The sequence below is a fragment of the Streptomyces sp. NPDC047061 genome, assembly GCF_040643955.1.
Classification (GTDB): Bacteria; Actinomycetota; Actinomycetes; order Streptomycetales; family Streptomycetaceae; genus Streptomyces.
This window is the reverse complement of the sequence record NZ_JBEYVI010000017.1, coordinates 184,838-194,896: the sequence shown is the minus strand read 5'-3', so window position 1 is coordinate 194,896 and position 10,059 is coordinate 184,838. Positions and strand designations below refer to the sequence as shown.

Genomic DNA, 10,059 nt, shown 5'->3' with positions numbered 1-10,059 from the left:
ATCTCGATCCCGGTCGCGCTGGAGATGAAGATCCCGAAGGCGTTGCCGGTGATGGTCGAGTGGGTGATCGACCCGGAGACGTAGGAGAGGCCGCCCCGGTCGACGAGGGTGCCTACGTCACCCCGCTGGTCCGCAAGCTCGCCGCCGAGAACGGCGTCGACCTGGGCTCCGTCAAGGGCACCGGCGTCGGCGGCCGGATCCGCAAGCAGGACGTACTCGCCGCCGCCGAGGCCGCGAAGGCCGCCGCCGCAGCCCCGGCCCCCGTGGCCGCCGCCGCTCCGGCTGCCACCGCTGCCAAGAAGGCCCCGGCGCTGGAGGTCTCCCCGCTCCGCGGCCAGACCGTCAAGATGACCCGCATCCGCAAGGTCATCGGCGACAACATGGTCAAGGCGCTGCACGAGCAGGCCCAGCTGTCCTCGGTCGTCGAGGTGGACGTGACCCGCCTGATGCGCCTGCGCGCCCAGGCCAAGGACTCGTTCGCGGCCCGCGAGGGCGTCAAGCTCTCCCCGATGCCGTTCTTCGTCAAGGCCGCCGCCCAGGCGCTGAAGGCCCACCCGGTCATCAACTCCCGGATCAACGAGGCCGACGGCACCATCACCTACTTCGACACCGAGAACGTCGGTATCGCGGTGGACTCGGAGAAGGGCCTGATGACCCCGGTCATCAAGGGCGCCGGCGACCTCAACATCGCCGGTATCGCCAAGGCCACGGCCGACCTGGCCGGCAAGGTCCGCGGCAACAAGATCACCCCGGACGAGCTGTCCGGCGCGACCTTCACCATCTCCAACACCGGCTCGCGCGGCGCGCTGTTCGACACGATCATCGTGCCGCCGAACCAGGTCGCGATCCTCGGCATCGGTGCCACGGTCAAGCGTCCGGCCGTCATCGAGACGGAGGAGGGCACGGTCATCGGCGTCCGCGACATGACGTACCTGACCCTGTCCTACGACCACCGCCTGGTGGACGGCGCCGACGCGGCCCGTTACCTGACGGCCGTCAAGGCGATCCTGGAGGCGGGCGAGTTCGAGGTCGAGCTCGGTCTCTGATCCCCAGCGGGTTCCACGGTGCCCCGTCCGGATTTCTTCCGGGCGGGGCACCGTCGTCCCACCAGGCAGCGTGTAAGTCTCGTCTCACCTGCGCGAAAGCGCCCCCGCGCGCCTCTCCCGAAAGGCGGTCCGGCCTTATTGTCTAAACGTCAAACGCCCTTAAGGAGCTCCCATGACCGCGCCCGTCGTCCACTCGCTGCGCGAACAGATCCGCGAGCACATCGTGGAGGGAATCGTCAGCGGGCGCTGGAAGCCGGGCGAGCGCATCGTGGAGCGCCGGATCGCGACGGAGCTGGAGGTCAGCCAGACGCCGGTCAGGGAGGCGCTGCGCGAGCTGGAGTCCCTCCGTCTCATCGAGTCGGCGCCGAACAAGGGCGTGCGGGTGCGGAACCTGACGGCGGCCGACCTGGAGGAGAGCTATCCGGTGCGGGCCGGCCTGGAGGCGATCGCCGCGGAGCTGGCGGCGGAGAAGCTGGCCGAGGACTGCTCGGCCCTCGAGCCGCACGTGGCCGCCCTCTACGACGCCGACCGCAACGCCGACGGCACGGCCCAGGTCCGGCACACGGTCGGCTTCCACCGCGAGCTGGTCCGGGCGGCCGGGAACTCGGTGCTGCTGCACACCTGGGAGGGCCTGGGCATCGAGGTCTTCACGGCGCTGTCGATCCGCTGGCTGGGCACGGTCCAGCAGTCGTACGCGGAGGAGCACGAGGAACTGGTGGCGGCCTTCAAGCGCCGCGACCCCCGCATCGCGGACATCGTGAAGTCCCACGTCCTGGGCTGCGCCCCAAGACCGTGAGTTCGGCACCGCCGAAATCCGCCGTCCCGGCTGATCGCCGCCGCGGCGGAAAAGAAGGGCGAGCCGAAGAGCGCCCCGAAGGGGGCGCGGGGCTGTGTCTGATGTGCGGCTCCGCCGCGTGGGCGCGACCAGCCACGACTGCGCCGCACCCGACCGACCACCGCCACCCGCAACGGCGAGCGGCGACGCCCGGCTCGGCGCCGCCGAAAAGCACCGTTCCCACTGAGCGCCGTCGCGGTGGAAAAGAGATCGTCGCACCCCCTCCCACACGAGCGCTCCCCCGCTCAAACACCGCCTCACCTGCGTAAACGTCGGCTGGATCACGTCACCCGGTGCCATTGCCGAAGGCACCCCGTGCCGACTTTCTCGGAATCGAGAGGTTTTGCCCTGCAACCCTTTGATCGATCATCGATCAGGGAGTTAGAGTCACGGACGGGCTCGCACCCGGGCCCTCTGCCCTGTCCTGCCAAAGACCAAGGGCACCCCCGAACCCCTTACCGATGAGGGAACCCCCTTCGACTGAGGAAGGCGGCGACATGACCGACCCCCAGGCCATCCAGCCGAGCGCGCTCGACCAGCTCCCCGACCGGGACCCGGAGGAGACCGCCGAATGGCAGGCCTCTCTGGACGCCGTGGCCAGGGAGGCCGGGCCGCACCGCGCCGCATACCTGATGCGCCGCACGCTGGAGCGCGCCGAGGCGGACGGCGTCGCGCTGCCGAAGCTGCTGGAGACGGACTACCTCAACACCATCCCCACCGCCGCCGAGCCGGCCGTCCCCGGCGACGAGGAGATGGAGCGGAAGATCACCGCGTGGAACCGCTGGAACGCGGCCGCGATGGTGACCCGGGGCAGCAAGTACGGCGTCGGCGGCCACATCGCCACCTTCGCCTCCGCCGCCTGGCTCTACGAGACCGGCTTCAACCACTTCTTCAAGGGCAAGGAGGGCGACGGGAGCGGCGACCAGCTCTACATCCAGGGCCACGCCTCCCCCGGCATCTACGCCCGCGCCTTCCTCGACGGCCGCCTGACCGAGGCGCACCTCGACCACTTCCGCCAGGAGGCCGGCGGCAACGGCCTCCCGTCGTACCCGCACCCGCGCCGCCTCCCCTGGCTGTGGGAGTTCCCGACGGTGAGCATGGGCCTCGGCCCGCTCTCGGCCATCTACCAGGCCCGTTTCAACCGCTACCTCACCAACCGCGGCATCAAGGACGTCTCCGCGTCCCACGTCTGGGCCTTCCTCGGCGACGGCGAGATGGACGAGCCGGAGTCGACCGCGGCCCTCGCGCTCGCCGCCCGTGAGGAGCTGGACAACCTCACCTTCGTCATCAACTGCAACCTGCAGCGCCTCGACGGCCCGGTCCGCGCCAACTTCAAGATCGTGCAGGAGCTGGAGGCCCAGTTCCGCGGCGCCGGCTGGAACGTCGTCAAGACGCTGTGGGGCACGGCGTGGGACGAGCTGTTCGCGCTCGACACGACCGGGGCGCTGGTACGCCGGCTGCGCCAGGTACCGGACGCGCAGGTCCAGACGTACCAGACCCGCGACGCCGCCTACATCCGCCAGGACTTCTTCGGCGCCGACCCGGCGCTCGCCGAGATGGCGAAGCTGCTCAGCGACGACAAGATCCTGGAGTGCTTCCACCTCTCCCGTGGTGGTCACGAGGCCCGCAAGGTGTACGCCGCGTACAAGGCGGCCGTCGAGCACAAGGGTGCGCCGACGGTCATCCTCGCCCAGACCGTCAAGGGCCACACCCTCGGCGACGGCTTCGCGTCGAAGAACGCCAACCACCAGATGAAGAAGCTGTCGGTGGACGAGTTCAAGACGATGCGGGAGCTGCTGGAGCTGCCGATCCCGGACAGCGCCTTCGTCGACGGCAAGGTGCCCTACGGCCACCCCGGCGCCGACTCCCCCGAGGTCCGTTACCTCCAGGAGCGCCGCGCCGCCCTCGGCGGCCCGGCCCCGGCCCGCCGCACGCACGCCCTGGCCCCGCTGCCCGCCGCCGCCGACAAGGCCTTCGCCTCCTTCGACAAGGGCTCGGGCACCCAGAACGTGGCCACCACCATGGCCTTCGTCCGCCTCGTCAAGGACCTGGTCCGGGACAAGGAGACCGGGAAGCGCTGGGTGCCGATCGTCCCCGACGAGGCGCGCACCTTCGGCATGGAGAGCCTGTTCCCGTCGCTGGGCATCTACTCGCCCAAGGGGCAGACGTACGAGCCGGTCGACCGCGACCAGCTGATGTACTACAAGGAGGCCAAGAACGGCCAGATCCTCAACGAGGGGATCACCGAGGCCGGTTCGATGGCCGACTTCATCGCCGCGTCCACCGCGTACGCGACGCACGGCGAGGCGATGATCCCGTTCTACATCTTCTACTCGATGTTCGGCTGGCAGCGGACCGCCGACCAGATGTGGCAGCTCGGCGACCAGCTCGGCCGCGGCTTCCTCGTCGGCGCGACCGCCGGCCGTACCACCCTGACCGGCGAGGGCCTGCAGCACGCCGACGGCCACTCCCCGGTGATCGCCGCGACCAACCCGGCCGCGCTGACGTACGACCCCGCCTTCGCCTACGAGATCGCGACCGTCGTCAAGGACGGTCTGCGCCGGATGTACGGCGAACCGGCACCGGGCGAGGACCCGAACGTCTTCTACTACCTGACCGTCTACAACGAGCCGCTCCCGCAGCCCGCCAAGCCGGCCGGGCTCGGCATCGACGAGGGCATCGTCAAGGGCCTCTACCGCTTCAACACGGCGGAGTCGGCCGGGCTGACCGTGCCGGCGAACGCCCCGCGCATCCAGCTGCTCGGCTCCGGTACGGCGATCCACTGGGCGCTCAAGGCGCAGCGGCTGCTCGCCGAGGAGTGGGGCGTGGCCGCCGACGTCTGGTCCGCGACCTCCTGGTCGGAGCTCCGCCGTGACGCGATGGAGGCGGACGCCGCCCTCCTCCGCGGCGAGGAGCGGGTGCCGTACGTCCGCCAGGTCCTGCACGGCGCCGAGGGCCCGGTCCTGGCCGTGTCCGACTACATGCGCCAGGTCCCCGACCAGATCGCGCAGTGGGTCGAGCAGGACTGGTCCTCGCTGGGCGCGGACGGCTTCGGTCTCTCCGACACCCGTGACGCGGCCCGCCGCCACTTCGGCGTCGACGCCGAGTCGGTCGTCGTGGCGGCCCTGGCCCAGCTGGCCAGGCGCGGCGAGGTCAAGGCGACCGCGGTGAAGGAAGCGCGGGAGCGCTACGGGCTCTGAGCGACCCGGGTGACCGCCGACGGCGCGGTCCGGCAGACACTGCCGGACCGCGCCGTCGGCGTCTGCCGCGCGCGGGACGCTGTGGATAACAATCCGCACCACTCCGCGTGCGCCCCCGCCGCACAGGCACGATGCTGGACCCGTGATGGACGAGACGGAGTTCTGGGAGCTGGTCGACGCGACCCGCGAGGCCGCCGAGGGCGACCCGGAGGAGCAGGCAGACCTGCTCGTGGAGCGGCTGCTCCAGCTGGAGCCGGACCTGGTCCTGGACTTCGCCCGTCACTTCGAGGCCCGCTACAACCGCGCCTACCGCTGGGACCTGTGGGGCGCCGCGTGGGTCCTGCTGGACGGGGCCAGCGACGACGCGTTCGACTTCTTCCGGTGCTGGCTCATCGCCCAGGGCCGGGAGATCTTCGAGGGTGCCCTGCACGACCCGGACGCGCTGGCGGAGCTGCTGGACGACTTCGACGAGGAGATCGACGGCGACGGCGAGGAGCTGGGGTACGCGGCGGACGAGGCGTACGAGCAGCTCACCGGGACCGTGGCACCGGACCTGGGCATCGCCCCCGCGCCCTCCGAACCCGAGGGCACCCCGGTCGACCTGGAGAACGAGCGGGTGCTCGCCGAGCGGTTCCCCAGACTCTGGGACCGCTTCAAGGAGTAAGGGGAGTACGGGGAGTGGGGGAATTCAGGAGCAGGGGAGCAGGGGTCAGGCGGCGGTACGGCGGCGGGTCATGTCGGACGGGATGTACGCCTGCGTCTGCTCGGCCTTGACCGCGTGGTGCATGGGCGCCGCGTTGGCCTGGTCGAGGGCGGACGCGGTGACCGCGGCCGGGCCGAGGACGACCGTCGCGACCGCGCAGACCACGGCCCAGGGCCCCCTGGACGACCTGGTCCGGCCGGCCTTCTCCGTGGCCTCCGTACGGGCTTCGGTACGACTGCTGTTCATGATCCCCACCTCCAGTCAGTGCTGCTGTCCATGACTGTAGGACGCGGGGATCTGAACAACCTGCGTGCCGCCTATGGCATTCCTTTGACATCCTCCCCCCGCTGGAAGCAGGAGGATTCCAACCCCGAGGAGTTGAGGTTCACGGACGCTCGACCGCTTGAGCGGTGTCATCCCTCCGGCGTGTCCCACCGCGACGCCGGGAGCTTAGCACGTCGGCTGAAGCCACCGGCCCTCTCGCCGGAGATTCGGTAGCCGCCTTCGTGGCCGTCGGCACCCTCCCCTGGAGCCGGGCCGCGCTCTCCCTGATCTCCGGGAGGAGGGCGATGAGGGAGGCGCCGGGGCAGTTGGTCATGTAGCCGTCCTTGTGGCCGGCCACGGCCGGCAGGGCGACGACCGCGCCCTCCCGGTAGCGGCTGAGGCCGTTGCTGGAGACCAGGCGGGCGCTGCCGCGCGGGTCGACGTCGGACAGCCCGAGTTTCCAGGCGGCGACGGCGGCGATCGAGTCGGCCATGGCGCGCGGCACGGGCACCCCGGCGGTGAAGGTGCCGAGGGCGGCGATGCCGGCGGTGCGGTGGTTGAAGCCCTGGGTGTGGGCGCCGGTGACGGCCCGGTCGGCGCCGCCCGCGCGGCCCTCGTAGATGGTGCCGCACCGGTCGACGAGGAAGTTGTAGCCGATGTCGTCCCAGGCGCGGTCTCCGGTCTGGCCGGTGTACAGGCGGCGGATGATCTCCGGGGCCTGGGCGCAGGAGTAGCCGTTGGGCGAGTCGGTGTGGTGCACGAAGACGGCGACGACCTTGTCGTCGTAGCGCGGCGGCGGCTGGCTGCGGCCGACGGTGGCGTCCAGCCAGGCCGAGCGGGGCACGATGTGCGGCCGGGGTGCCCGGTAGCGGGTCGCGGGGCTGGCGGGCGCGGGCGCGGCCAGGTGGATCGCGACCGGCCGGTCGGCGCCCCGGTCGCTCAGCACCAGCACGAGGACGGCGGTGAGGCCGGGCAGGCAGCCGAGCAGCGCCAGGACGGTGATCCTGGTGCGCCGCCCCGCTCGTGGGAAGACACGCATGGCACCCACTCTCGGGTTGATCGACCGCGCCCGCGATGTGTGCTGTGCCACCTGGTGGAACCATCGTCCTGGTCCGGGGCGTTTCAGGGGGTACACGCACGCGTGGCCGGTTCCGGCCGCCTCGCACGCGTGAACTGATCACGTGAACTGATCACCGGACCTGTCCCGGCCGTATTAAGGGCACCGAGAGAAAGGCGGCTCAGTGGACCTGCTCGACCTGGTGCTCGTACTGGTGGTCCTCGTCTACGCGGCGTCCGGTTACCGGCGCGGGCTGGTGGCCGGCTGTGTCTCGCTGGCCGGGTTCGTGGGCGGTGCGGTGATCGGCGTATGGGTGCTGCCGTGGGTGATGGAGCTGGTCACGCGCGGGACGGCGACGGCGACGGTGGTCGCGGTGCTGACGGTGCTGGTGCCGGCGGTGGTGGGGCACGAGCTGGCCGGGCGGCTGGCGCTGCGGCTGCGCCGGGAGCTGGACCAGGGGCCGCTCAGGGTGGCCGACGGGATAGGCGGGGCGGTCGCCAACTCGGTGGCGGTGCTGATCGTGGCCTGGGTGGCGGCGAGCGTCCTCGGCGCGTCCTCGTCGCCCGCGGTGACGACGGCGATCCGGGACTCCAGGCTGCTCGGCGCCGTGCAGAACACCATGCCGGACACCACGCCGGCCTGGTTCTCGCGGGCCACCTCGGCGCTGACCGAGGCGGGCTTCCCGCAGGTCTTCAACCCGTTCGAGAACGAGTCGACGGCACGGGTCGCCAAGCCGTCGGGTGACAACGTCACGGCGGCCGCCACGAACGCGGCCAAGCGCAGCACGGTCAAGATCGAGGGTTCCTCCGGCACCCAGGGCCGCGAGGGCAGCGGGTTCGTGTTCGCGCCGGAGCACGTGATGACCAACGCGCACGTGGTGGCCGGCATCGACAACCCGAGCGTGCGGATCGGCGGGGTCGGGCCGTCGTACGACGCGGAGGTGGTCCTCTTCGACCCGGACCGGGACGTGGCGGTGCTGTACGTGCCGCAGCTGCGGGCGCCCGTGCTGCGGTTCGACACCACGGCGGCGCGCGGGAACTCCGCGGTGGTGGCCGGCTATCCGCAGGACGGCGACCTGAACCTCCAGGCGGCCACGGTGGCCAACAGGGTGCAGGCCACCGGCCAGAACATCTACAACGACGCCACCGTGACCCGGGAGATCTACTCGATCCGCTCCACGGTCCGCCCCGGCAACTCCGGCGGCCCGCTCCTGACCACCGGCGGCAAGGTGTACGGCGTGGTGTTCGCCCGCTCCACGTCGGACGACGAGACGGGGTACGTCCTGACGGCCGACGAGGTCGCCTCGGACGCCACGCGCGGGGCGACCGCCACCTCGCCGGTGGACACCGGCGAGCTGATCACGTCCTGACGGTCACGGTGGTCGCGGTCACGACGGTCGCCGTCACAGCGCCCGGCCCATGATCACGTCGTCGACGTACTCGCCGTCCAGGAGGAACTCCCCCGGCAGCACGCCCTCGACGGCGAACCCCTCCGACTCGTAGAGCCGGCGCGCCGGGGTGTTGTGCCCGAGGACGCCGAGCCGGATCCGGCGGGCGCCGCGGCGGCGGGCCTCCTCCATCGCCGCCCGCAGCAGCGCCCGGGCCACGCCCCGGCCGCGGGCCTCCTCGGCGACCGCGAGGCCCTGGATCTGCCGGACGTGCGCGTTGGAGGCGATCTTGTAGGCGAGACCGAGCCGGACGTAGCCGACGATGCGCCGGTCGAGCTCGGCCACCAGGGTGCCCTCGGGGGCGTGGCGCTCGCTGAAGAAGGGGTCGTACGGCGGCTGCGGCCGGGGCAGGACCGCGTGCAGATACGACCAGGTGGCGCGGTCGAGGGCGGAGAGCTCCTCGTCGTCGTCGGGCAGGGCGGTGCGTATGTAGGGTTCCGGCATGCGGTCACCCTAAGTCGGCCGGCATCGGGGCCCCACGGGTTTTCCCCGGCCCTTCCCGGCATGCTGGGACCCATGGAACGTTCTCGTATCGCGGTGGCCGGCGCGTCCGGCCTCATCGGCAGCGCCCTGGTGCGGTCCCTGCGGGCGGACGGGCACGAGGTGGTGCGCCTGGTGCGGCGCGCGGCCCACGGCACCGGAGAGGTCTGCTGGGACCCCGAGGGGCAGTACGTGGACGCGGCCGGGCTGGCCGGCTGCGACGCGGTGGTGAACCTCGCCGGGGCGGGGATCGGCGACCGGCGCTGGACGGCCGCCTACAAGCGGGAGATCCGGGACAGCCGGGTGCTCGGCACGGCCGCGCTGGCCGAGGCCGTGGCGGCCCTGCCGGAGCCGCCGCGGGTGTTCGTGAGCGGCAGCGCGATGGGCTTCTACGGCGACACCGGTGACCGGGTCGTGGACGAGGACGCGCCGCCCGGGGACGGCTTCCTGCCGTCGCTGTGCGTGGAGTGGGAGGAGGCGGCGGCCCCGGCGCAGGAGGCGGGCGTGCGGACGGTGTTCACGCGCACGGGCCTGGTGGTGGCCCGCGGCGGCGGGGCCTGGGGCCGCCTGTTCCCGCTCTTCCGGGCCGGGCTCGGCGGCCGGCTGGGCGACGGCAGCCAGTACTGGTCGTTCATCGCGCTGCACGACGAGGTGGCCGCGATCAGGTTCCTGATGGACACCGAGGGCCTGGCCGGCCCCTTCAACCTCACCGCACCCCACCCCCTGACGAACCGTGAGATCACCGCCGCGATGGCCCGCGTGCTGCGCCGCCCGGCCCTCTTCCCGGTGCCCTCCGCCGTGCTCCGGGCGGCGCTCGGCGAGCTGGCCGGGGACGTGCTCGGCAGCCAACGGGTGGTGCCGAAGCGGCTGCTGGAGTCGGGGTTCACCTTCGCGTTCCCGGGCATCGAGGACGCGATCCGCGCGGCCTGACGACCCTTGTGACCGTATGCGACCGCCGTGCGACCGTGCCCTGTTCATGCGCGACTGCCCTTGACCGATCACGGCCCTAACCTCGACCCGAACTCGG

The 10,059-nt window shown here is 71.8% G+C and carries 8 protein-coding genes and 1 pseudogene; 6 read left to right on the top strand and 3 right to left on the bottom strand.

What is annotated here, in order from left to right; genetic code table 11:
* Window positions 1-95 precede the first annotated feature (95 nt).
* From sucB to ABZ887_RS24795, 4 genes and pseudogenes are all read left to right on the top strand, one after another.
* A pseudogene (sucB, locus tag ABZ887_RS24810) lies at window positions 96-1,046 on the top strand (2-oxoglutarate dehydrogenase, E2 component, dihydrolipoamide succinyltransferase); the annotation flags it as partial.
* Window positions 1,047-1,218: 172 nt separating this feature from the next.
* A complete protein-coding gene (locus tag ABZ887_RS24805; protein WP_361292972.1) occupies window positions 1,219-1,842 on the top strand; it encodes a GntR family transcriptional regulator in 624 nt (207 codons plus the stop codon).
* A gap of 536 nt (window positions 1,843-2,378) precedes the next feature.
* Window positions 2,379-5,081, top strand: a complete 2,703-nt coding sequence (gene aceE / locus ABZ887_RS24800) for a pyruvate dehydrogenase (acetyl-transferring), homodimeric type (protein ID WP_361292970.1) — start codon at window positions 2,379-2,381, stop codon at window positions 5,079-5,081.
* A gap of 145 nt (window positions 5,082-5,226) precedes the next feature.
* Window positions 5,227-5,745 (top strand): DUF4240 domain-containing protein, encoded by a 519-nt coding sequence (locus tag ABZ887_RS24795; RefSeq protein ID WP_089101181.1) that lies wholly within the window; start codon window positions 5,227-5,229, stop codon window positions 5,743-5,745.
* A 45-nt stretch (window positions 5,746-5,790) separates the two neighbouring features.
* Here ABZ887_RS24795 and ABZ887_RS24790 read toward each other — a convergent pair whose 3' ends face one another.
* Together ABZ887_RS24790 and ABZ887_RS24785 are read right to left on the bottom strand one after the other, a co-directional pair.
* Window positions 5,791-6,030: a hypothetical protein gene (locus tag ABZ887_RS24790; protein ID WP_361292968.1), complete on the bottom strand. Its 240-nt coding sequence runs from the start codon at window positions 6,028-6,030 to the stop codon at window positions 5,791-5,793.
* Between the two features lie 139 nt (window positions 6,031-6,169).
* On the bottom strand, window positions 6,170-7,087 hold the full coding sequence (locus tag ABZ887_RS24785) for a peptidoglycan recognition protein (protein WP_361292966.1): 918 nt from the start codon (window positions 7,085-7,087) through the stop codon (window positions 6,170-6,172).
* A gap of 202 nt (window positions 7,088-7,289) precedes the next feature.
* On the opposite strand from ABZ887_RS24785, the gene ABZ887_RS24780 reads away from it, so the two are divergent.
* Window positions 7,290-8,474 (top strand): MarP family serine protease, encoded by a 1,185-nt coding sequence (locus ABZ887_RS24780; RefSeq protein ID WP_361292964.1) that lies wholly within the window; start codon window positions 7,290-7,292, stop codon window positions 8,472-8,474.
* Between the two features lie 33 nt (window positions 8,475-8,507).
* On the opposite strand, the gene ABZ887_RS24775 is transcribed toward ABZ887_RS24780, so the two are convergent.
* Window positions 8,508-8,996 carry a GNAT family N-acetyltransferase gene (locus ABZ887_RS24775; protein WP_361292962.1) on the bottom strand — a complete coding sequence of 163 codons (489 nt, stop codon included), beginning with the start codon at window positions 8,994-8,996 and terminating at the stop codon, window positions 8,508-8,510.
* Window positions 8,997-9,068: 72 nt separating this feature from the next.
* Here ABZ887_RS24775 and ABZ887_RS24770 point away from each other — a divergent pair, with 72 nt between their 5' ends.
* On the top strand, window positions 9,069-9,962 hold the full coding sequence (locus ABZ887_RS24770; protein WP_361292960.1) for a TIGR01777 family oxidoreductase: 894 nt from the start codon (window positions 9,069-9,071) through the stop codon (window positions 9,960-9,962).
* Window positions 9,963-10,059: the final 97 nt, after the last annotated feature.

Excerpts from the sequence above, each read along its gene's own strand:
- ABZ887_RS24805 (WP_361292972.1), top strand. The coding sequence starts at position 1,219 with ATGACCGCGCCCGTCGTCCACTCGCTGCGCGAACAGATCCGCGAGCAC.
- aceE (WP_361292970.1), top strand. The coding sequence starts at position 2,379 with ATGACCGACCCCCAGGCCATCCAGCCGAGCGCGCTCGACCAGCTCCCC.
- ABZ887_RS24795 (WP_089101181.1), top strand. The coding sequence starts at position 5,227 with ATGGACGAGACGGAGTTCTGGGAGCTGGTCGACGCGACCCGCGAGGCC.
- ABZ887_RS24790 (WP_361292968.1), bottom strand. The coding sequence starts at position 6,030 with ATGAACAGCAGTCGTACCGAAGCCCGTACGGAGGCCACGGAGAAGGCC.
- ABZ887_RS24785 (WP_361292966.1), bottom strand. The coding sequence starts at position 7,087 with ATGCGTGTCTTCCCACGAGCGGGGCGGCGCACCAGGATCACCGTCCTG.
- ABZ887_RS24775 (WP_361292962.1), bottom strand. The coding sequence starts at position 8,996 with ATGCCGGAACCCTACATACGCACCGCCCTGCCCGACGACGACGAGGAG.
- ABZ887_RS24770 (WP_361292960.1), top strand. The coding sequence starts at position 9,069 with ATGGAACGTTCTCGTATCGCGGTGGCCGGCGCGTCCGGCCTCATCGGC.